The 20,126-nt window shown below is 71.0% G+C and carries 18 protein-coding genes; 7 read left to right on the plus strand and 11 right to left on the minus strand.

Translation table 11 applies throughout. The annotated features are described in order from the left end of the window. Nucleotides 1-13: 13 nt before the first annotated feature. Entirely contained in the window at nucleotides 14-943 is a 930-nt protein-coding gene (locus LCC91_RS08120) for a branched-chain amino acid ABC transporter permease (protein WP_043698868.1), read from the minus strand. A 258-nt stretch (nucleotides 944-1,201) separates the two neighbouring features. Beyond that, entirely contained in the window at nucleotides 1,202-2,539 is a 1,338-nt protein-coding gene (locus LCC91_RS08125) for a replication-associated recombination protein A (RefSeq protein ID WP_052231390.1), read from the minus strand. A 66-nt stretch (nucleotides 2,540-2,605) separates the two neighbouring features. Here LCC91_RS08125 and LCC91_RS08130 point away from each other — a divergent pair, with 66 nt between their 5' ends. Continuing rightward, entirely contained in the window at nucleotides 2,606-3,217 is a 612-nt protein-coding gene (locus tag LCC91_RS08130) for a LysE family translocator (RefSeq protein WP_043698869.1), read from the plus strand. Nucleotides 3,218-3,270: 53 nt separating this feature from the next. Here LCC91_RS08130 and lolA read toward each other — a convergent pair whose 3' ends face one another. Both lolA and LCC91_RS08140 read right to left on the minus strand, forming a co-directional pair. Next, complete coding sequence (lolA, locus tag LCC91_RS08135) at nucleotides 3,271-3,927, minus strand: outer membrane lipoprotein chaperone LolA (RefSeq protein ID WP_043698920.1); 657 nt, start codon at nucleotides 3,925-3,927, stop codon at nucleotides 3,271-3,273. A 65-nt stretch (nucleotides 3,928-3,992) separates the two neighbouring features. Next, complete coding sequence (locus LCC91_RS08140) at nucleotides 3,993-6,461, minus strand: DNA translocase FtsK (RefSeq protein ID WP_043698872.1); 2,469 nt, start codon at nucleotides 6,459-6,461, stop codon at nucleotides 3,993-3,995. Between the two features lie 299 nt (nucleotides 6,462-6,760). Between LCC91_RS08140 and trxB the strand changes: the two genes are divergently transcribed. From trxB to rpmG, 3 genes are all read left to right on the plus strand, one after another. Then, nucleotides 6,761-7,711 (plus strand): thioredoxin-disulfide reductase, encoded by a 951-nt coding sequence (gene trxB, locus LCC91_RS08145; RefSeq protein ID WP_143897540.1) that lies wholly within the window; start codon nucleotides 6,761-6,763, stop codon nucleotides 7,709-7,711. A 427-nt stretch (nucleotides 7,712-8,138) separates the two neighbouring features. After that, entirely contained in the window at nucleotides 8,139-8,372 is a 234-nt protein-coding gene (rpmB, locus tag LCC91_RS08150) for a 50S ribosomal protein L28 (RefSeq protein ID WP_043698877.1), read from the plus strand. A 19-nt stretch (nucleotides 8,373-8,391) separates the two neighbouring features. Continuing rightward, nucleotides 8,392-8,562 carry a 50S ribosomal protein L33 gene (rpmG, locus tag LCC91_RS08155; protein ID WP_043698878.1) on the plus strand — a complete coding sequence of 57 codons (171 nt, stop codon included), beginning with the start codon at nucleotides 8,392-8,394 and terminating at the stop codon, nucleotides 8,560-8,562. A gap of 144 nt (nucleotides 8,563-8,706) precedes the next feature. Here rpmG and LCC91_RS08160 read toward each other — a convergent pair whose 3' ends face one another. Continuing rightward, the gene (locus tag LCC91_RS08160; RefSeq protein ID WP_043698879.1) at nucleotides 8,707-9,936 is read right to left on the minus strand and encodes a DesA family fatty acid desaturase; all 1,230 of its coding nucleotides are present in this window, start codon (nucleotides 9,934-9,936) and stop codon (nucleotides 8,707-8,709) included. Between the two features lie 236 nt (nucleotides 9,937-10,172). On the opposite strand from LCC91_RS08160, the gene LCC91_RS08165 reads away from it, so the two are divergent. From LCC91_RS08165 to LCC91_RS08175, 3 genes are read left to right on the plus strand one after another with little or no spacing between them, the layout of a single operon-like run. Beyond that, nucleotides 10,173-10,925 carry a hypothetical protein gene (locus tag LCC91_RS08165; protein WP_052231391.1) on the plus strand — a complete coding sequence of 251 codons (753 nt, stop codon included), beginning with the start codon at nucleotides 10,173-10,175 and terminating at the stop codon, nucleotides 10,923-10,925. Further along, complete coding sequence (locus LCC91_RS08170; protein WP_043698880.1) at nucleotides 10,867-12,189, plus strand: Y-family DNA polymerase; 1,323 nt, start codon at nucleotides 10,867-10,869, stop codon at nucleotides 12,187-12,189. Before LCC91_RS08165 ends, LCC91_RS08170 begins: the two co-directional genes overlap by 59 nt. After that, a complete protein-coding gene (locus LCC91_RS08175) occupies nucleotides 12,186-15,617 on the plus strand; it encodes an error-prone DNA polymerase (protein ID WP_052231392.1) in 3,432 nt (1,143 codons plus the stop codon). The genes LCC91_RS08170 and LCC91_RS08175 overlap by 4 nt, the downstream gene beginning before the upstream one ends. A gap of 141 nt (nucleotides 15,618-15,758) precedes the next feature. Here LCC91_RS08175 and lexA read toward each other — a convergent pair whose 3' ends face one another. The 6 genes from lexA to LCC91_RS08205 form a co-directional block, all read right to left on the minus strand. Next, nucleotides 15,759-16,496, minus strand: a complete 738-nt coding sequence (gene lexA / locus LCC91_RS08180) for a transcriptional repressor LexA (RefSeq protein WP_052231393.1) — start codon at nucleotides 16,494-16,496, stop codon at nucleotides 15,759-15,761. A gap of 121 nt (nucleotides 16,497-16,617) precedes the next feature. Beyond that, the gene (gene ylqF, locus LCC91_RS08185; protein WP_043698881.1) at nucleotides 16,618-17,610 is read right to left on the minus strand and encodes a ribosome biogenesis GTPase YlqF; all 993 of its coding nucleotides are present in this window, start codon (nucleotides 17,608-17,610) and stop codon (nucleotides 16,618-16,620) included. After that, on the minus strand, nucleotides 17,607-17,744 hold the full coding sequence (locus tag LCC91_RS08190; RefSeq protein ID WP_156137217.1) for a hypothetical protein: 138 nt from the start codon (nucleotides 17,742-17,744) through the stop codon (nucleotides 17,607-17,609). The genes ylqF and LCC91_RS08190 overlap by 4 nt, the downstream gene beginning before the upstream one ends. Before the next feature lie 7 nt (nucleotides 17,745-17,751). Next, nucleotides 17,752-18,453, minus strand: coding sequence for an HAD family hydrolase (locus LCC91_RS08195; protein ID WP_224440887.1), 702 nt, complete (start codon nucleotides 18,451-18,453; stop codon nucleotides 17,752-17,754). A gap of 108 nt (nucleotides 18,454-18,561) precedes the next feature. Next, nucleotides 18,562-18,873, minus strand: a complete 312-nt coding sequence (locus LCC91_RS08200; protein WP_043698885.1) for an H-NS histone family protein — start codon at nucleotides 18,871-18,873, stop codon at nucleotides 18,562-18,564. 50 nt (nucleotides 18,874-18,923) lie between these two features. Further along, nucleotides 18,924-19,907 carry an RluA family pseudouridine synthase gene (locus LCC91_RS08205; RefSeq protein ID WP_052231394.1) on the minus strand — a complete coding sequence of 328 codons (984 nt, stop codon included), beginning with the start codon at nucleotides 19,905-19,907 and terminating at the stop codon, nucleotides 18,924-18,926. Nucleotides 19,908-20,126 lie beyond the last annotated feature (219 nt).

The raw sequence follows: 20,126 nt of genomic DNA on the forward strand, positions 1-20,126 counted from the left end.
CTGTCCCGGTGCGTCAGGCGCGATCCGCCACCCGCTCGCCCAGCAGCCCGGACGGACGGAAGATCAGCACGATGGCCAGCACGATGAAGGCAAAGATGTCCGAGTACTGGCTGCCCAGGAAGCCGCCGGTCAGCGGCCCGAGATAACCGGCCCCGAGCGACTCGATCAGGCCGAGCGAAATGCCCCCGACGACCGCGCCGGCCAGGTTGCCGATGCCCCCGAACACCGCGGCAACGAAGGCCTTCAGGCCGGGCATGAAGCCCATCGAGTGCTGCACGGTACCGTAGTTCGACGCCCACATGATGCCGGCGATGGCCGCCAGCATCGCGCCGATGACGAAGGTGGCGGAAATCACCACGTCGGGCTTGACGCCCATCAGCGCCGCGACGCGCGGGTTTTCGGCGGTGGCGCGCATCGCGCGGCCCAGGTTGGTTTTGTTGACGACGAACATCAGCAGCGACAGCACGATCGCCGTCGTGGCCAGGATCGCCACCTGCGTCGGCGAAATCACCGCGCCCCCGAGGTTGAACGGCTCGCTCGGCAGCAGCGTCGGGTAGGACTTCGGCGCCGGCTTCCAGATGATCATCGCCAGCGTCTGCAGCAGGATGCTCATGCCGATCGCGGTGATCAGCGGTGCCAGACGCGGGGAGTTGCGCAGCGGCTTATAGGCGAGTTTCTCGATCGAGAAATTGAGCACCGCACAGACCAGCATCGAGATCAGCGCCGCCAGGATCAGCACCGCCCAGCCCGGCATGCCCGGCATCGCGTCACGCGCCTGGGCGATGATCGTCCAGCTCGTGAGCGCCCCCACCATCAGCACGTCACCGTGGGCGAAGTTGATCAGCCCGATGATGCCGTACACCATGGTGTAGCCAAGCGCCACCAACGCGTACATGCTGCCCAGCACCAGACCGTTGATGATCTGCTGTAGCAAAACATCCATGAGAGATCTCCGTTGTGTGGAACCACCAACCCCTGCGGCTGCTGGCCGAACGGGTTAGCAAAAAACCCGCCAGCGCCGGTCCGTGTCGGGCCATTGGGGCGGGTTCGGGTGGGCGGATTGTAGCGAAGGGGTCTTCGACGGCGGGTGCGTGTTTGCCCTAGGTCGGGGAGAACACCTGCGGGTTTACCCTGAGGTTCGCGGGCCGGTGGCGGGCATCGCAATAGCCGGATCAATCAGATTCGACTAGCATTAGATTCGCTAATGCTTTTCGTCGCCCCCGGGCGATGGGCCGGCCGCCGCGCCATGTCCGCGCGCCTCGGCGTTGCGCCGCCGCAGCTCGGTCAGCCGCTCGCCGATGCGGATTTCCAGCCCCCGCGGCACGGGTTCGTAAAACGGAGGCGGCTGCACCCCGGGCGGGAAATAGTCCTCCCCCGCGGCAAAGGCGTCGGGTTCGTCGTGCGCGTAGCGGTAACCTTTGCCGTAGTCGAGCTGCTTCATCAGCGCCGTGGGGGCATTGCGCAGGTGCAGCGGCACCGGCCGGGTGCCATCGCGCGCCACGAAGGTGCGCACCGCCTTGTACGCGCGGTACACCGCGTTGCTCTTGGGTGCCACCGCGAGGTACACCAGCGCCTCGGCCAACGCGAGTTCGCCCTCCGGACTGCCCAGGCGCTCGTACACCTCGGTGGCGTCGAGCGCCAGGCGCAGCGCGCGCGGATCGGCCAATCCGATGTCTTCGCTGGCCATGCGGATCAGGCGCCGCGCGATATAGCGCGGGTCCACCCCACCGTCGAGCATACGGGCGAACCAGTACAGCGCAGCGTCCGGGTCCGAGCCACGCACGCTCTTGTGCAGCGCGCTGATCGTGTCGTAGAACTGCTCCCCACCCTTGTCGTAGCGGCGCAGCCGCTCGCCGAGCGTGTGCAGGAGCCACGCGTCGTCGATCGCGTCGCGCCCCTGCGCGCGCGCGGTCACCGCCACGGTCTCCAGTGTGTTGAGCAGCCGCCTCGCGTCGCCGTCCGCATACGCCACCAGCCGGGCGCGCGCCGCGGCGTCCAGCGTCGGGACCTCGCCGGTGGCCAGCGCCCGATCGATCAGGGTCTGCAGCTCGGCCTCGGTCAGCGGCTGCAGCACGTACACGGTGGCGCGCGACAGCAGCGCCGCGTTCACCTCGAAGCTGGGGTTTTCTGTCGTGGCGCCGACGAAGGTGAACAGCCCGCTTTCCACGTGCGGCAGGAAGGCATCCTGCTGCGCCTTGTTGAAGCGGTGCACCTCGTCGACAAAGACGATGGTCGGTTGCGGATGCAGCCCCTCGCGCGCGGCCTGCGCGCGCTCGACCGCGTCGCGGATGTCTTTGACGCCACCGAGCACCGCGCTGATCGCGATGAACTGCGCGTCAAACGCCTGCGCCATCAGGCGCGCCAGCGTCGTCTTGCCCACCCCGGGCGGCCCCCAGAGGATGCAGCTGTGCGGGCGGCCGCTTTCGAACGCCAGCCGCAGCGGCATGCCGGGCCCCAGCAGATGGGCCTGGCCGATGACCTCGCCCAAGGTGCGGGGTCGCAATCGCTCGGCCAGGGGAACGGGGAGGGAGACAGCCATGACGGGATTGTCGCGCAGCGGATCCCTGCCAGTTGACCGCGCCCGTGGCGGTGGCATGATGCAAGCATGGCTCTCGAGACGTGGCTACTCTACACTCTGGCTGCGCTGGGCCTGTCGTTGTCGCCCGGCCCCAACGGCCTGCTGGCGCTGACGCACGGGGCGCTGTACGGCGGTCGGCGCACGCTCTACACCATCGCCGGCGGCGCGTTAGGCTTCGTGATCGTCATCGCGCTGTCGATGTTCGGCATCGGCGCGCTGCTGCAGACCTCGCTGGTCTGGCTCACGGTCATGAAGTGGGTGGGGGGCCTGTACCTGGTGTTTCTCGGCATCCAGGTCTGGCGCTCGCCCCCGATCGGGATGGACATCCAGGCCCGCAGCGAGCAGCGCTCGGGCGCGTCGATGGCCCGTCAGGGCCTGCTGTCGGCGGTGACCAATCCCAAGGGGCTGCTCTTCTTCGCAGCCTTTCTACCCCAGTTCATCGACCCGCACCGCAGCCTCTGGGGGCAGTTCGTGATCATGGCCGGCACGTTCGCGGCGATCGAGGTGGCCACCGAAGTGCTGATCGCCAGCACCGCGTCACGCCTGACACCGTGGCTGCGTCGGGTGGGGCGGCGCTTCAATCAGGCGTGTGGCGGGGTGTTCATGGCCGTGGGGGCCGCCCTGCCCCTGCGCGCCTGACCACTGCACCTGACCCCCAAACCCGGCAACCGGTGCAGCGTCGCCCGCGCGCCTCAGGGACGCAGCACGTCGGCCCCAGCCGGTGGCTGAAAGCGAAAACTGGCCGCCGTCAGGCCCGCCGCGCGCTCCAGCGGGCCGAAGCGCAGCACCGAGCGCTGACCGAAGCTGTCCAGGATGTCCAACACCTCGAGCTGCCCCTGACGGAAACCGATGCGGATGCGCTGCACCTGGCCATCGCGCCCCAGCGGCACGGCCTCCACCCAGTCCAGCCCGTCGCGCGGCTCCCCTTCGGCGAGCGTGAACACCTGCCGCACCGCCCGCAGGTCCGGTGCCGACGCGAGCAACGCGGCCGGCGTGTTGGCCAGTGCCTCCGCCTGCCGGCGCGCGGTCACCTGGTTCAGGTCCGGGTCGTACAGCCACAGCGTCTGCCCGTCGGCGACGATGAGCTGCTCGAACGGGTGGGTGTAGTGGAAGCGAAAGCGGTCCGGCCGCAGAAAGGCGAACTCGCCACGGCTGGTGCGCGTGCGCGGCGCGGCTTCGCCGTCGCGCAGCGGCGCGGTCACGGTCTGGGTGAAGGTGGCACGGCCCTGCTGCACCCCGGCGAGAAACGCCTCCAGCGCGCGCAGCGCCGGGCCCTGTGCCCGGGCCGCGGGCCACGCCAGCGCACCCAGTAGGGCGGTAAGCGCGAGCAGTGTGATTCGTCGCTGCATCATGCCCACAGGGAGTCGCAGACGGGCGCCGGGTTCCCCGCCAACGCCGGAGCGGATGCGCGGGCTCATTCCGGGCGCCCCCCGACAAGGATGTCGCGCTGGCCGCTGGCCGTCAGCGCGCTCACGAGCCCCGCTTTTTCCATGTCCTCCAGCAGCCGCGCGGCGCGGTTGTAACCGATCTTGAGCTTGCGTTGCACATAGCTGATGCTGGCCTTGCGGTCCTGCAGCACGATGGCCACCGCTTGGTCGTACAGCGGGTCCTTCTCGCCGCCGGCGTTGCCGTCGCCTGCGCCATCAGGGCCGCCGAAGCCTTCACCTGCAGGGGCCTCCAGCACGTCGTCGAGGTAGTCCGGCTCGCCGTAGCGTTCCTTGAGGAACGCGACCACGCGGTGCACCTCGTCGTCGCTGACGAACGCGCCATGCACGCGCGTCGGCAGCCCCGCCCCCGAGGGCAGGTAGAGCATGTCCCCCATGCCGAGCAGCGCCTCCGCCCCCATCTGGTCGAGGATGGTGCGGCTGTCGATCTTGCTGCTGACCTGGAAGCTGATGCGCGTCGGAATGTTGGCCTTGATGAGCCCGGTGATCACGTCCACGCTCGGGCGCTGCGTGGCCAGGATCAGGTGGATGCCGGCGGCACGGGCCTTTTGCGCGAGCCGCGCGATCAACTCTTCGATCTTCTTGCCCACCACCATCATCAAGTCGGCGAGCTCGTCGATCACGACCACGAGGTAAGGCAGCCGCTGCAGCGGCTCCGGTGCCTCCGGCGTCAGGCTGAACGGGTTCGGAATCGACTCGCCGCGCGCCGCGGCGTCGTCGATCTTGGCGTTGTAGCCCGCCAGGTTGCGCACGCCGAGCTTGCTCATCAGGCGGTAGCGCCGCTCCATCTCGGCCACGCACCAGTTCAGTCCGTTGGCGGCCTGCTTCATGTCGGTGACGACCGGCGCGATCAGGTGCGGGATGCCCTCGTAGACGCTGAGCTCGAGCATCTTCGGGTCGATCAGCAGCAACCGCACGTCCTTCGGCTCGGCCTTGTAGAGCAGGCTCAGGATCATCGCGTTGATGCCGACCGACTTGCCCGAGCCGGTGGTGCCCGCGACCAGGCAGTGCGGCATCTTGGCCAGATCCGCCACCACCGGGTGGCCGGCGATATCCTTGCCCAGCCCCAGGGTCAGCAGGCTCTTCGCTTCGTGATACACCTGCGAGCCCAGGATTTCGCTCAACTGGATCGTCTGGCGCCGGGCGTTGGGCAACTCCAGCGCCATCAGGCTCTTGCCCGGGATGGTCTCGATGACGCGGATCGACACCAGCGACAGCGACCGGGCCAGATCCTTGGCCAGGTTGACGATCTGCGAGCCCTTGACGCCGGTGGCCGGTTCGATCTCGTAGCGCGTGATCACGGGCCCGGGTTGCGCGGCCACCACCTGCACCTCGACGCCGAAGTCGGCGAGCTTTTTCTCGATCAGGCGGCTGGTCATCTCCAGTGTTTCGGGCGCGACGGTGGCGGCCTGACGCGACGGCGGGTCCAGCAGGTCCAGCCGCGGCAGTGGCGACTCGGCTTCGGCAAACAGCGGCTTTTGTTTTTCCTGGAGGGCGCGCGCACTGGGCTCCACGGCGGCGGCCGCCGGTTCGATGTGAACGCGCGGCGCCGGCGCGGCCTTGCCCCGTTCCGAGCGCCCTTCGGCAGCCGCCGCCGCGCCCCCCGGTTCCTCGGACGAGGCCGACTTGACCGGCGGGGTTTCGTCCCGGCCAGCCGCGGCGGGGGGCTCGTCCCAGCGCGGCTCGCGTGCCGCCGCCGTCGCCGGATGGGCGGCGGCCGCGCCGCGCCCACGCTCGCGCGCCGCCTGACGGCCGATGCGCAAATCCTCGTCGCGCTCGCGCTGCGCGCGCCAGCGCAACACGGCCCCTTCCACCGCCGCGCCGATGCGCTCGGCCACGTCGGCCCAGGAAAAGCGCATCACCCACGCCAGACAGACCGCCCACACCCCCAGCGCGACCAGCGCCGAGCCGGTCTCGCCGAGCCAGCGTAGCGCCCACGGCCCGACCAGACCACCGACCACGCCACCGGCAACGTGCCCCGGCAGCCAACCGTCCCAGCGCGTCATGCGGCTCCACTCCAGCACGGCGCTGGCGAGCATCAGCCCCACCAGCGCGACCACGGTCGCGGCCGTTTGCCACCCGGAGCGGGGCGCCGGGACTGGCGCCTCGGTGCGCGGTGCCCCCGCGCGCAACCAGCGGGCCAGGCCGGCCAGCCACGCCCGCCCCGCCGCGAGGACCAGCCACCACACCGACGCCCCGAACACGTAGTACCCGATATCGGCCACCCATGCGCCAAGCCGCCCGCCCCAGTTGCGCACCCCGACGCCGGTGCCGGACGTGGACCACGCCGGATCGGCCGGGTCGTGGCTCAGCATCGCGAGCAGCCAGAACCCCAGTGCCACCGCCCCGAGCAGCAGCGCGATCTCCTGCGCGAAGCGCTGCCACCCCCGCACGGGCACGGAGAGATCGGCGTTGAGGACGTTGGCGGATCGGCTCATGGAAAAAATGACGGACGCACGTGGCAACACCCCCTAGCTTACCGTGGGATGGGCCGCTTGTTGGCACCGACCGGGATCCCGCAGACCACGTGATCGCGGTGCCACGGCTGAGTCGTACGTCCCCCGCTTCTGTCGAAGGCACAAAGCACTGCGGGAATAGGAAGCTTCTGCGCGCCGGATCGGGGTGCGTTACCGTCCTGCCATCAACACCGCCGTCACAACCGTCACAACCGCCGGCGTCCGAGGCCGGAAGGCCGGGCACGGCGCGGGGCACCCGGGGGCTACGTACAATGCGGCGCATGACGATCCACGCCCGTGTCCTCATCCTCGGCTCCGGCCCCGCCGGCTACACCGCCGCCATCTACGCCGCCCGCGCCAACCTCAAGCCCGTGCTCATCACCGGCCTGGCCCAGGGCGGGCAGCTGATGACCACCACCGAGGTCGACAACTGGCCGGCCGACGTGCACGGGGTCCAGGGCCCGGAGTTGATGCAGCGCTTCCAGCAGCACGCCGAGCGCTTTGCGACGCAGATCGTCTTCGACCACATCCACACGGTCGATCTGGGCCAGCGTCCGTTCACCCTGACCGGCGACAGCGGCACCTACACCTGCGACGCGCTGATCATCGCCACCGGCGCATCGGCCAAGTACCTGGGCCTGCCCTCCGAAGAGGCGTACATGGGCAAGGGCGTGAGCGCCTGCGCCACCTGTGACGGGTTCTTCTACCGCGGGCAGGACGTGTGTGTGGTCGGCGGCGGCAACACCGCCGTCGAGGAAGCGTTGTACCTGGCCAACATCGCGCGCAAGGTCACGCTGATCCACCGCCGTGACACCTTCCGCGCCGAGGCCATCATGGTCGACAAGCTGATGGAAAAGGTGCGCGAGGGCAAGATCGAGCTCAAGCTCTGGCACGTGCTCGACGAGGTGCTGGGCGACGCCACCGGTGTGACCGGTGTGCGCGTGCGCCACGTGCAAAGCGGTGCGACCGAGGACATCGCGCTGCAGGGGGTGTTCATCGCGATCGGTCACAGCCCCAACACACAGATCTTCCAAGGGCAGCTCGCGATGAAGGACGGCTACATCGTCACCCGTAGCGGGCAGGACGGTTTTGCCACGATGACGAGCGTGCCCGGCGTGTTCGCGGCCGGTGACGTCGCCGATCACGTCTACCGGCAGGCCATCACCAGCGCCGGCACCGGCTGCATGGCTGCGCTGGACGCGCAGCGCTTTCTGGAACAGCAGACGGGCTGACCGCCCCTCGCGAGCCGGTGCAGGGCAAGCGCGGCGGCGGCACGCGGTTAGGCCACCTGCCCCCGCGGTCGCAGAGAAGCCAATGCGGCGCGCAATCGCTACCGGGAGGCGCGAGTGCCCTGCTCCCCCATGCGCCGCCGCTGCCACCATTTGTCCGGCACCCCATCCACGCGACCACCGCGCTTCGGGGCGCGGCCAGCGTTATCCGCTATAATGCTCAGTTTGTTGCCGATTCGCCACGCCGGCATCGCCGGCTTGGCACGTGGGCAGCAATGGGCCATCCGCGAGCCGGAGCCGTCCACCGGGCTTGAATTGAACCTTCGAATCAGGCACTCCACCGGTGGCAGGCGGCACAACACAGGACGCGGATGAGGTGCGGCCCTGGGGGATGCCCCGGGGCGGCTTGTTTTATAACTGGAGTGGCCACATGGCACGCGTGTGCGAAGTCACGGGCAAGAAGCCCATGGTGGGAAACAACGTCTCCCACGCCAACAACAAAACCAAGCGCCGGTTCCTGCCGAACCTGCAAACCCGCCGTTTCTGGGTCGAGAGCGAAAACCGCTGGGTGCGTCTGCGCGTCTCGGGCGCGGCGCTGCGCCTGATCGACAAAGTCGGCATCGATGCCGTGCTGGCCGACCTGCGTGCGCGCGGTCAGGCCTGATCACCGATAGGAGTTCATCATGGCTGCCAAAGGCGGACGCGAAAAGATCAAGCTGGAATCCACCGCGGGGACCGGCCACTTCTACACCACGACCAAGAACAAGAAGACGACGCCCGACAAGCTGTCGTTCATGAAGTACGACCCGGTCGCGCGCAAGCACGTCGAGTACAAGGAAACCAAGCTCAAGTGAGCCCACGAGCGGTCGGCAGCGCCGGCCGCGCGGATGTTTCCCAAAACAAAACCGCCAGCCGTGCTGGCGGTTTTTTTATGGCCCGGCGTTATCGGCCGTTCATGGCGGCGGTTCATGGCCCGGCGGGATTGCCGGGCGTCCGGTTCAGGCCGCCACCGGTGCCGACAGGCGCGCCGCCCGCAGCCGCTGGGCAAAATCGCGCAGCGCCTGGATGCCGCTGCGCTCGGCGCGCTCGATCCACGCCTGCAGCTCGCGTGCCATCTGCTCGCGCGTCAGCGCCGTGTTGGACCACAGCTGCCGCAGCTCCTCGCGCATCGCGTGCATCTGCGCCAGCGTCGGCGCGCTGGCCAGCAGGCGCTGCAGCCGTTCGCGCACGGCCGGCGGCACCTTGTCTTCGTCCCGGTGGAGCCAGCGGCGCGCGAGCTTCAGCAGCGATTCGTCCCCGACCTGCGCGCGCAGCGCGTCCCACTCGGCGCGGATTGCCGCGCGCATTTCGCGGGCGTAGCGCGCCATGATCTCGTAGCGGTTGGCGACGATCGCCTCCAGCGTCTGCTCGTCCGGCACGGGCTTGACGTCGCCGAAGGCCAGCTTCGGCGGGACCTTCTTCGGCCGGGCCAGCCCCAGCTTGGCCAGCGCCTGGATATAGACCCAGCCGATGTCGAATTCATACGGCTTGACCGAGAACTTGGCCGACGTCGGGTAGGTGTGGTGGTTGTTGTGCAGCTCCTCGCCGCCGATCACGATGCCCCACGGAAAGACGTTGGTGCTGGCGTCGGGCGACTCGAAATTGCGGTAACCCCAGAAGTGCCCGATGCCGTTGATGACCCCGGCGGCCCAGAACGGGATCCACACCATCTGCACGGCCCACACGGCCAGCCCCGCCGCGCCGAACAGCGCCACGTCCAGGATCAGCATCAGGCTCACCCCGAGGCGCGAGTGGCGCGTATACAGGTGCCGCTCGATCCAGTCGTCCGGCGTGCCGTGGCCGTAGCGGCGCAGGGTCTCTTCGTTCTTGGCTTCGGTACGGTACAGCTCGGCGCCTTCCCAGAACACCTTGCGGATGCCGAACACCTGCGGGCTGTGCGGGTCACCCTCCTGCTCGCACTTGGCGTGGTGCTTGCGGTGGATGGCGGCCCACTCCTTGGTGACCATGCCGGTGGTCAACCACAGCCAGAAGCGGAAGAAGTGCGACACCACCGGGTGCAGGTCCAGCGCGCGGTGCGCCTGGTGGCGGTGCAGAAACAGCGTGACGCTGACGATGGTGATGTGCGTCATCACCAGGGTGAACAGAACGATCTGCCACCACGGGGCGGCGGTCAGCCCCTGGGCGAGGAAGTCGATCACAACATTCCCAGCCAACTCGAATCCAGACATGACTTTCCTTGGAACACAAACGCAAGAGATGTTGCCCCGTGCCACCGCCGCGCCGCGACGAGCGCCACGCACCGGCTGTCGGCCACGCGACAACGAGCCCATTGTAGGGCTTTCCTTCTCGGACGGGGCAACGTGTCGGCGACCGTCCGGCGGGTGGACGGACGGCGTGCCGCGGGCCGGACACACCGTTGGGCCCACCGCGCGACACCAATACTGTTTTTTTGTACAGTATTGGCATGTCGCTGCCGCTGCCCCGCACCGATGTCTGGTGGGCCAATCAGGTCGCCCCCGCGGACCAGCCCGTCACCCCCACGGGCTGGCCGGCGCTGGACGCCGCGCTGCCCGGCGGGGGGTGGCCGCTGGGCGCGGTCGTCGAATGCACAGTGCCGTCGGCCCATGCCCTGCCGTGGCGGCTGTGGCAGCCGGCGCTACGCGCCGCCGCGGCACAAGGCCCGGTGGTGTTGATCGGGCTGCCGCTGCTGCCGCACGCCGCGGTGTGGGCGGCGCACGGGATCGCGCCCGAGCGGCTGCTGCGGCTTACGCCAGACGACGACGCCCAGGCACTGTGGGCCGCCGAGCAGGTGCTGCGCTGCCCGGATGTGGCCGCGTGCTGGGTGCACTGGCGGCGTCCGACGGGCGCGGCGATGCGGCGGCTGCAACTCGCGGCGGCGGCCAGCCGGCGTGACGCCACGCGGCCCGGTGCGTGGCCAGCCCCGCTGGTGCTGGCCAGCCTCGACGCCACCCGCGGTTTGGCGACGTCGGCGGCGGTACTGCGGCTGGAATTGCTGGACAGCGACGCCGACGGCGTGACCGTGCACGTGCACAAGCGGCGCGGCCCTCCGCTGCCGGGGCCGCTGCGCCTGCGCGCCCCGCTGCCGCTGACGCGGCTCACGCACCCGTGCGCCGACGACGATGAGAAGCAGAACACCGATGCCCCCGACACCCCTGTGGTTCGCGTGCCTGAGCGGCTGCGGCTCGTCGGCACCTGAGGCCGGGCCGTGGCTGGCCCGCTACGGCCCGCAGCCGGCCCCGCTGGGCGGGGGCTGGGTCATCGAGCTGTCGGCCAGCGCGCGCCTGTTCGGCGGACGTGTGGCACTGCTGCAGCGGCTGCGCACGGAAGCCGCCGCGCGCGGCTGGCCGCGCATCGGGGTGGCCCCGACGGCGCTGGCGGCGCTGGCGCTGGCGCGCGACACCCCGCCCGATGGTGGCTGGCGCTGTGCGCTGGGCGCCGACTGGCGGGCACGGCTCGATGCACTGCCGATCGAGCGGCTGGACGCCACGGAACCCCACCGCGAGGTGCTGGCCGCCGCGGGGCTGCGCACGCTGGGGGCGCTGCGCCGCTGCCCGCGTGCCGCGCTGGCGCGCCGCACCGCTCCTGCCCTGCTGGTGGCGCTGGACGCTTTGTACGGCCATGCGCCGCAGCCCCTGTCGCCATGGACGGCCACCCCGGTGTTCGAGGACACGGTCACGCTGCCCGCGCCGACCACGGACGCCGCAGCACTGGGCTTTGCCGCGCAGCGGCTGCTCGTGCGGCTGTGCCACTGGCTGCGCCAGCGGCAATGGGGTGTGCTGCGCTGGCGGCTGGGCTGGCAGGGCCAGCCGCCCGAGGCGGCGTTGCACTTCCAGCACCGCCGGCCGCTACAAGACCTCGGCCTGCTGCGCGCGCTGGTGCAGGAGGCGCTGGCGCGCACCCGACTGAATGACGCCGTCGAAGGCGTGTGGCTGCAGACGCTGCAAACCGCGCCGTGGGTGCCGGACACCGCGGGGCTGCTGCCGGGCCAGCCGGGGGCCGACGCGCTGCCGTGGGACGCGCTGCTGGAGCGCCTCTCGGCCCGGCTGGGAGCCGAGCGGGTGCAACAGGTGACGCTGATTCCCCACGGAGACCCGGTGCAGCGGCAGCGCTGGCAGCCGGTGCGCAGCGGCAACGCGGCAACCGATGCCCGGCCGAAGCCCCAGACGGCATCGGCAGCCCACCGCCATGTTGTACGGGCCAGCCACTGGGAGCCGCCGTGGTGGTTGCCGCAGCCGCATTGCCTGAGCGAGGACGCGGCCGGACGTCCACGGCTCGACGGCCAGCCGCTGCGCCGGCTGCTGGCTCCCCAGCGCGTGGCCACCGGCTGGTGGGACGCGCCGGTAGAGCGCCTCGTGTGTGTGGCCACGACGCCCGATGGCCGCTGCTGGTGGCTGCAGCGCACGCGCGTATCCGGCGACGGCACCTGGGGGCCGTGGGAAGTCGCCGGGGTGTACGCATGACTCCGCGACGCGGCACCGACACAGGTGCCCCCGCGGCTTTGTACGTGCAGAGCCACTACGGCTTTTTGCGCGCCAGCGCCAGCCCCGAGGCGCTGGTGCAGCGTGCGCACGACCTTGGCTACGCCGCGCTGGCGCTGACCGACGAAAACACCCTGGGCGGCGTGGTGCAGGCGCACGTGGCGGCGCGCCGCTGCGCCCTGCCGCTGCTCGTGGGCAGCCACTGGCGATTGCGCTGGCCGGCGCTGCCCGGCGGGGGATTGACGCTGGTGGCCTGGGCCGCCGACCGCACCGGCTACGGAGCGCTCAGCGCCTGGATCAGCCGCCTGCGCCAGCGCGGTGATGGAGCGCCGCTGCCCGATGACGCACAGGCGCTGCCCACCCACGCCGACGCCGCCGAGGCGCCGGAGCTGCCGGGCTGCCTGCTGATGGCCGTACCGTGGGCCTGGGCGCTGCCGCTGGCGGACGATGTGGCGTGGGACGCGGCGCTGGCCGCTGTGCTGGACTGGCTGCGCGCGCGCGGGCCGGATCGGGTCTGGCTGGGCGTCACCGCCGAAGGCCGGCTCGACGACGCGGCGTGGCAGGCGCGGCTGGTCGCGGCCGCGCGGCGCACCGGTGTTCCCGCGGTCGCCGCGCCGCCCGTGCGCATGACCCGCCCCGACGAACAGCCGCTGCTGGACACGCTCACCGCCATCCGGCTGCAGCGTCCGCTGGCGGCGTGCGGGCTGGCGCTCAGCGCCAACGCCGACGCGCACCTGTGGCCGCTGGCGCGCTGGCGGCGGCGCTTTGCCCCGGCGCTCATCGACGCCACACGCGAGATCGTCGCGCGCTGCACGTTCCGCCTGGACGAGCTGCGCTACGAATACCCGCCCGAGGTCGTCCCCGAGGGCCTCACGCCGACGCAACACCTGCGCGCGCTGGTCCAGGACGGCGCCCGGCGGCGCTACCCCGGCGGCGTGCCGCCGCGCGTGCAGGCCCAGCTCGAACACGAGCTGGCGCTGATCGCCGAGCTGCGCTACGAGCACTATTTTTTGACCGTGCACGACATCGTGCGCTTTGCGCGCGCGCGCGACATCCTGTGCCAGGGCCGCGGCTCGGCGGCCAACTCGGCCGTGTGCTATTGCCTGGGCATCACCGAAGTGGACCCGAGCCAGCACACGCTGTTGTTCGAGCGCTTCATCAGCCGCGCGCGCGCCGAGCCGCCCGATATCGACGTCGACTTCGAGCACCAGCGCCGCGAAGAGGTCATTCAGTACCTCTACGCCAAATACGGACGCGATCGTGCGGCACTCGCCGCGAGCCTGATCCGCTGGCAGGGCCGCAGCGCCATCCGCGACGTGGGCAAGGCGCTGGGCTTCCCCCCCGAAGCCGTGGACGCGCTGGCGCGCCAGTGCCGCCGCCACGAGCCGCGAGACCTCGACGCCAGCGCGCTCGCCGCGGCGGGCCTGCGCGCCGACGACCCCGCGGTGCAGCGCTGGCTGACGCTGGCGCAGGCGCTCGTCGGCGCGCCGCGCCACCGCTCGCAGCACACGGGCGGCTTCGTGCTCACGCGCGAGCCGCTGACCCACACCGTGCCGGTAGTGCCCGCCGCCATGCCGGGGCGCACCGTCATCGAGTGGGACAAGGACGATATCGACGCCCTGGGGCTGCTCAAGGTCGACGTGCTGGCGCTGGGGATGCTGAGCGCGCTGCACGGGGCGCTGCGGCTGGTCAGCCACTGGCGCGGCCGGACGCTGACGCTGGCCGACATCCCGCGCGAGGACGCCGCCACCTACGCGATGATCCAGCGTGCCGACACCGTGGGCGTGTTCCAGATCGAAAGCCGGGCCCAGATGAGCATGCTGCCGCGGCTGCGCCCGGCGTGCTTTTACGACCTGGTGGTGCAGGTCGCCATCGTGCGCCCGGGGCCGATCCAGGGCGGCATGGTGCACCCGTATCTGGCCGCGCGCGAGCGCCAGCGCCGCGGCGAGCCCCTCCAGTTGCCGCGCGAGGACCTGCGCCCCGCACTGGAGCGCACGCTGGGCGTGCCGATTTTTCAGGAACAGGTGATGCAGATCGCGATGCTGGCGGCCGGCTTTTCCGCCGAGGAAGCCGACGCGCTGCGCCGCGCGATGGGCGCGTGGCGTCGCCGCGGCGAGCTCGAGCGCTTCGAGCAGCGGCTGCTGGAGGGCATGGCCGCACGTGGCTACGACGCCGCGTTTGCCCACGCGATCGTGCGCCAGATCCGCGGGTTTGGCTCGTACGGCTTTCCGGAGAGCCACGCGGCCAGCTTTGCGCTGCTGGCCTACGCCAGTGCATGGCTCAAATGCCACGAGCCGGCGGCCTTCCTCGCCGCCCTGATCAACGCCCAGCCAATGGGCTTTTACGCCCCCGCCCAACTGGTGCAGGACGCGCGGCGCCACGGCGTCGAGGTCCGCCCGGTGGACGTGCGGCACAGCGACTGGGACTGCACGCTGGAGCCGCGCCGCGACGACCCGGCCCAGCCCGCGGTGCGGCTGGGGCTGCGGCTGGTGCACGGGCTGGGTGAGGCCAGCGCGCGGCACATCGCGGCGGCGCGGCAGGAACGGCCGTTTGCCGACGTCGACGATCTGGCCCGGCGCGCGGCGCTGGATCGCGCGGCGCTGCAGGCGCTCGCCCGCGCCGACGCGCTGCAGGGGCTCGCGGGTCACCGGCGGGTGCAGTGGTGGGCGGTGAGCGGCTGGTCACCGCCACTGGCACTGGAGCGCGCGGCGGTGGCGGAGCCTCCCGCCGCAAAGGCCATCAGCGCGGTCGCGATCGGCGCGGCCACGAACGTCACGCCGCACAGCGCCCCTTGCACAACCATCGTCCCCTCACGCGACGCCCCCACCGAATCCACCGAAGCCGCTATTGCGCCGGCACGGTTTTGTCTTGAGTCCCCCGCTTTCCGTGTGAACACAGAACGCTGCGGGAGAGTCAAAACTTTTTCGTACTGGATCAGTAAAACGGACTTGGATGACGATTGGCAACCATCCCCCGCCCCAATGGGCGAGGATGTCTGGCAAGACTACGCCGGCACGGGCCTGAGCCTGCGCGCCCATCCGCTGGCGCTGCTGCGGTCCGACCTGCCCCCAGGACCGTGGCTGTCGGCGGCACGCCTGCGCGAACAGCCACACGGTCGGCTGGTCGCCACGTGCGGGCTGGTCATCACGCGCCAGCAACCCGCCACGGCCAACGGGGTGCTCTTTCTGACGCTGGAGGACGAAACCGGCACCGTGCAGGTGATCGTCTGGCGCGGCGTGCAGGCCTGCCACACGCAGGCGCTGCGGCACGGCCGGCTGCTGGCCATCCGCGGCCAGTGGCAGCGCCAGGGAGAGGGCGAACACGCCGTGTGCCACCTGATCGCCGGCCACGTACAGGACTGGAGCGACCGGCTCGGCACGCTGCCCGTGGCCAGCCACGACTTTCACTGAACGTTGTGGGAAGCGCGGCTTTTCATGCGCCTTGCGTCGTTTTCCATGCGCGTCGCGTCGTTTCGATCGCCACGCGCCCGCCAATTTGCCCGCCGCCGTCCGTACGCCTGTCGTCCGTGCGCCTGTGTATGCCTGGTGCACTCACACCCACCCGTGGGGGCGCAGCAGCCCGACCACCACCCCTTCGATGGCGAACGCGTCGCCGGGCCGCACGACGATATCCGCCACCTCGGGGTTGGCCGCCTGCAGCCGCCAGCCGCGGCCTTCGCGCTGCAGGCGCTTGACCGTCACCTCGTCGCCGAGCCGCGCCACCACGGTCTGCCCGGGCCGCGCCTCGCGCGTCGCCTGCACCGCGAGCAGGTCGCCGTCGTGGATGCCGGCATCGCGCATCGACCAGCCGCGCACGCGCAGCAGGTAGTCCGGTCGGCGCGCAAACCAGCGCGCATCCGCCGGGTACACCGCCTCGACGTGCTCCTGCGCGAGGATCGGCGACCCCGCCGCCACGCGGCCGATCAGCGGCAGCGACAGCAGGCGCCACTCGCCCGTGGCGACCCCCGGTGCCGCGCCACCGTCGGCCACCGGCACCGCATCGGCCGCGGGCGCACCAGGGCCCGCCACCCTCAGCAGCCGGATGCCGCGCGCGCTGCCGTCGAAGAGCTGCAGCACCCCCTTGCGCTCCAGCGCCAAGAGGTGCGCCTGCGCCGCGTTCGGCGAGCGAAAGCCGAAGGCGCGCGCGATCTCGGCGCGCGTCGGCGGCACGCCCTGCTCGCGCACGTGGCGCTCGATGAAGTCACGCACCTCGCGCTGGCGCGGCGTCAGGCCGTCGTCCGCCGGCGCGTCGGCGGACGCGGTGTCCAGGAGGGCTTTGCGATGGCGCATCACGGGAGCGACTGTAGCAAGATGCGATGGCCCCGACCACCGCCCGTGGCGTTCGCGCCGGTCCGCCCGCGCCACTGACCCCGTGGAACGCCTGCCTCCGCCACACGGCCCTCGCGGCGAATCAAGACCCGGGATCGGGCGGCACCGCAGGGCCGCCCTCCGCCGCTGACGGTCGACGGGGCCGCGGCCCCGCGGGCACCGGGCGCCGGGCCGCCCGTTCGGCCTGTCGCCGCGCTTCGGCCTGCAGCGCGGCCTCGCGCCACGCCGCGTACCGCTCGGGCGTCTCCAGCGTGATGCGTCCCAGCGCCCCGGCGCGGAAATCGGCCAGCAGCACCTCGCCGGCCTTGTGCGGATCGAGCCGCCCGCCCGCCAGCAACGCGCCGCGCTTGCGGCCGATGGCGGCCAGCAATTCGTCCGCGGGCATCGCGGCGATCGCGTCCGCCGTCTGCGGCAGCCGGTAGCGCGCCTGCAGCCGGTCGGGATAGTCCGCCTGCAGCACGCGCAGCAGCGCCAGCGCCACCAGTTCCTCGTCGTAGGCGTTGCGTCCGACGGCACCGCTCGCGGCGAGCCAGTCGCCGCTTTCCGGCACGACGATCTTCGGCCACAGCAGGCCCGGCGTGTCGTACAGATAGACGTCGTCGGCGAGCGCCACGCGCTGCTCCTGCCGGGTCACCCCGGGCTCGTCGGCGGCCTTGGCCGCGCGCCGCCCGAGCAGCGTGTTGAGCAGCGTCGATTTGCCGACGTTGGGGATGCCCGCGATCAGCACGCGCAACGGTTTGACCATCCCGCCCCGGTGCGGCGCGAGGCGGCGGCACTCCGCCACCAGCGCGCGCGCCGGCCCCGGGGTGTGCGCATGCAGCGCGATGGCGCGCGTGCGCGCCTGGGCGTTGTAGTGTGCCAGCCACTGCGCGGTGCGCGCCGGGTCGGCCAGGTCCTCCTTGTTGAGCACCTTCAGCGTGGGGCGCTCGCCGATCAGCTCCGCGAGCAGCGGGTTGGCGCTGGAGCCCGGCAGCCGCGCGTCGAGCAGCTCGATCACGACGTCGATGGTCTTGAGTCGCTCCGCGAGCGCCTTGCGCGTCGCGTGCATGTGGCCGGGGAACCATTGCACACTCATGCCAGCGCCTCCGTGGGTCCCGCCGCGTCGGACACGCCCCGTGAACCGGACAGCGCGACGCGACGAGCGGGCCGCCCCTCCATCGCTGCAGCCGCCAGCGCCGCGGCCGCCACACCCGCCGGACCCTGGGTCATCCCGCGCTCACGCATGGGCCCGTAGCCAGTCGTGCAGCTCCGCCACCGTGTGGGCGACGAACACCGGGTCGCAGCCGCGCAGGTCCTCGTGCGAATGGGCACCGTAGGTCACTGCGACCGCATTGCAGCCGGCGTTGCGCGCCATCAGCAGATCGTGCGTCGTGTCACCGATCATCAGTGTGCGCTCGGGCGGCACGTCGAAGGCGGCCATCAGCTCGTGCAGCATCTGCGGATCCGGCTTGCTCGCGGTCTCGTCGGCCGTGCGCGAATCGTGGAAAACCCCATGCAGCGCCACCGACTGCAGCGCCACGTCCAGCCCGCGGCGACTCTTGCCCGTGGCCACCGCCAGCCAGTGGCCGCGCTCGCGCAGCTCGTGCAGCAGCGGCAACACGCCGTCGAACAGCGTCACCGCGTGCTGGCGCGCGAACCAGTGGTGCCGGTAGCGCTCGACGAGCAGCGGCTGGCGTTCGGGCGGCACGTCGGGCGCCGCGTGCGCCAGCGCCTGGGCCAGCCCCATGCCGATCACCCAGGCCGCGCGCTCGCGCGAGGGCACCCGCCCGCCGACGTCGCGCACGGCGTCCTGGATGCACCCGACGATGAGCGCGGTCGAATCGAACAGCGTCCCATCCCAATCGAACGCGATCAGGTCATAGCGACGCCGCAAGGGCGTCGCGGCCCTTTCGGCGGTTCCTTCGGCAACGGCGGTCACGATCGGTCTTCGATCCACGAGAGACAACGGGCGCTACGCCGCGGGGCGCGCGCCCAAAAAAGCAAAAGGCGCACCGGGCGCCTTTTGCGGCCACGTCGGTGAGAGGCGTCAGGCGATGCGGAAGTTCTCGATATTGCCGCCAGCGGCCAGGATCTTGCGCACCCACTCGGGTTTGCGCCCCGGGCCGCCGGACCACAATTCGCCATTCGGGCCGCGGTACTTCGGCTCGGCCTTGGAACGGCGCCGGCCGGCGCCCTTGCTGGCGCGCGACGACCCGCTCAATTCGTCGACCGTGATACCGTACTCGGCCATCTTGGCGCGAATCTCGGCAATGACACCGGCGCGCTCCTGCTGGCGCAATTGCTCGGCCTGGGCGAGCAGGGCTTCGGCTTGGGCTTTGAGTTCTGCGTAAGTGGGCATGACGACGTTTCCTGATTGATGAAAATGCGCTGATCGCGCAAACAGCGTTTTTATTGTAATGCCAAAAACCGACGCACGTCCAGCCAATCGCCCAATTCCGGCGGCAGCGGGGCCTCCAATTGCAACGGCGTGCCGTGCACCGGATGTCGCACGGACAGACGCCAGGCGTGCAGAAACATCCGCTTCAACCCCCAGCGCGCCAGCCACCGGTTCCAGGCAAAGTCGCCGTATTTGTCGTCACCCGCGATCGGATGCCCCGCATGCGCCAGATGCACGCGAATCTGGTGCGTGCGGCCGGTTTTGATGGTCACCGCCAACAGGCTCATCACCGGCGCATCCGCCGGCGCATCGGCCGGCGGATGCACCGTCCCGATGATCCGCACGAGCGAAATCGACCGCTGCCCCTGCGGGTCGGCCGCATCCGTCACGCGCACACGCCGCTCGCCATCGGGCAACAGGTATTTGTGCAGCGGCACGTCGATCACTTTGCGCTGCGCCGGCCACGCCCCCCGCACCAGCGCCAGGTAGGTCTTGCCGGTGCTGCGGTCGCGAAACTGGTCCTGCAGCCGCTTGAGCGCACTGCGACGCTTGGCGACCAGCAGCACGCCGCTGGTTTCGCGGTCCAGCCGGTGCACGAGCTCCAGCAGCGGCGCCTGCGGCCGCGCCCGGCGCAGCTGCTCGATGACGCCGAAGGCGACCCCACTGCCTCCGTGCACCGCGACCCCTGCCGGCTTGTCGATCGCGAGCAGCCACTCGTCCTCGTACAGCACCGGAAACGTGCGCGCCGGCACGGCCGCCGGCGCGGCCACCGCCCGCTCTGGCAGCCGCACCGGCGGCAGCCGCACGTCGTCGCCGGCACGCAGGCGCGTGTCGGCCCGCGCGCGCGCCTTGTTGACCCGCACTTCGCCGCTGCGGATGATGCGGTACACCAGCGTCTTGGGCACCCCCTTGAGCTCGCGCAGCAGGAAATTGTCGAGCCGCTGGTCGGCGGATTCGGCGTCGACGGTCAGGTGGCGGACGGCGGCATCGGGCATACGGCAAGGGGAGGCGGCCCCGGCGCACACGCACGCGCCGCGGCGCCTATAATTGGCGGGTCTGGTCGAGCGCCAAGCGAAACGAACGGTGGCGCGAATTGCCGCGAAGTGTACGGCACGCCCGCCCCCAGCGCCCGCCGGACGACCCGTTGCCGATCCCCCGACGGAGCGGCGGTTTGTCCCCTGCCCGGTGCGCGATGGCGCCATCGAGGGTATCGC

The organism is Tepidimonas taiwanensis, from assembly GCF_020162115.1.
Taxonomy (GTDB): Bacteria; Pseudomonadota; Gammaproteobacteria; order Burkholderiales; family Burkholderiaceae_C; genus Tepidimonas; species Tepidimonas taiwanensis.

What these genes read in the sequence shown, in the direction of transcription:
- LCC91_RS08120 (WP_043698868.1), bottom strand. Translation starts at nt 943, where the DNA reads ATGGATGTTTTGCTACAGCAGATCATCAACGGTCTGGTGCTGGGCAGC.
- LCC91_RS08125 (WP_052231390.1), bottom strand. Translation starts at nt 2,539, where the DNA reads ATGGCTGTCTCCCTCCCCGTTCCCCTGGCCGAGCGATTGCGACCCCGC.
- LCC91_RS08130 (WP_043698869.1), top strand. Translation starts at nt 2,606, where the DNA reads ATGGCTCTCGAGACGTGGCTACTCTACACTCTGGCTGCGCTGGGCCTG.
- lolA (WP_043698920.1), bottom strand. Translation starts at nt 3,927, where the DNA reads ATGCAGCGACGAATCACACTGCTCGCGCTTACCGCCCTACTGGGTGCG.
- LCC91_RS08140 (WP_043698872.1), bottom strand. Translation starts at nt 6,461, where the DNA reads ATGAGCCGATCCGCCAACGTCCTCAACGCCGATCTCTCCGTGCCCGTG.
- trxB (WP_143897540.1), top strand. Translation starts at nt 6,761, where the DNA reads ATGACGATCCACGCCCGTGTCCTCATCCTCGGCTCCGGCCCCGCCGGC.
- rpmB (WP_043698877.1), top strand. Translation starts at nt 8,139, where the DNA reads ATGGCACGCGTGTGCGAAGTCACGGGCAAGAAGCCCATGGTGGGAAAC.
- rpmG (WP_043698878.1), top strand. Translation starts at nt 8,392, where the DNA reads ATGGCTGCCAAAGGCGGACGCGAAAAGATCAAGCTGGAATCCACCGCG.
- LCC91_RS08160 (WP_043698879.1), bottom strand. Translation starts at nt 9,936, where the DNA reads ATGTCTGGATTCGAGTTGGCTGGGAATGTTGTGATCGACTTCCTCGCC.
- LCC91_RS08165 (WP_052231391.1), top strand. Translation starts at nt 10,173, where the DNA reads ATGTCGCTGCCGCTGCCCCGCACCGATGTCTGGTGGGCCAATCAGGTC.
- LCC91_RS08170 (WP_043698880.1), top strand. Translation starts at nt 10,867, where the DNA reads ATGCCCCCGACACCCCTGTGGTTCGCGTGCCTGAGCGGCTGCGGCTCG.
- LCC91_RS08175 (WP_052231392.1), top strand. Translation starts at nt 12,186, where the DNA reads ATGACTCCGCGACGCGGCACCGACACAGGTGCCCCCGCGGCTTTGTAC.
- lexA (WP_052231393.1), bottom strand. Translation starts at nt 16,496, where the DNA reads ATGCGCCATCGCAAAGCCCTCCTGGACACCGCGTCCGCCGACGCGCCG.
- ylqF (WP_043698881.1), bottom strand. Translation starts at nt 17,610, where the DNA reads ATGAGTGTGCAATGGTTCCCCGGCCACATGCACGCGACGCGCAAGGCG.
- LCC91_RS08190 (WP_156137217.1), bottom strand. Translation starts at nt 17,744, where the DNA reads ATGACCCAGGGTCCGGCGGGTGTGGCGGCCGCGGCGCTGGCGGCTGCA.
- LCC91_RS08200 (WP_043698885.1), bottom strand. Translation starts at nt 18,873, where the DNA reads ATGCCCACTTACGCAGAACTCAAAGCCCAAGCCGAAGCCCTGCTCGCC.
- LCC91_RS08205 (WP_052231394.1), bottom strand. Translation starts at nt 19,907, where the DNA reads ATGCCCGATGCCGCCGTCCGCCACCTGACCGTCGACGCCGAATCCGCC.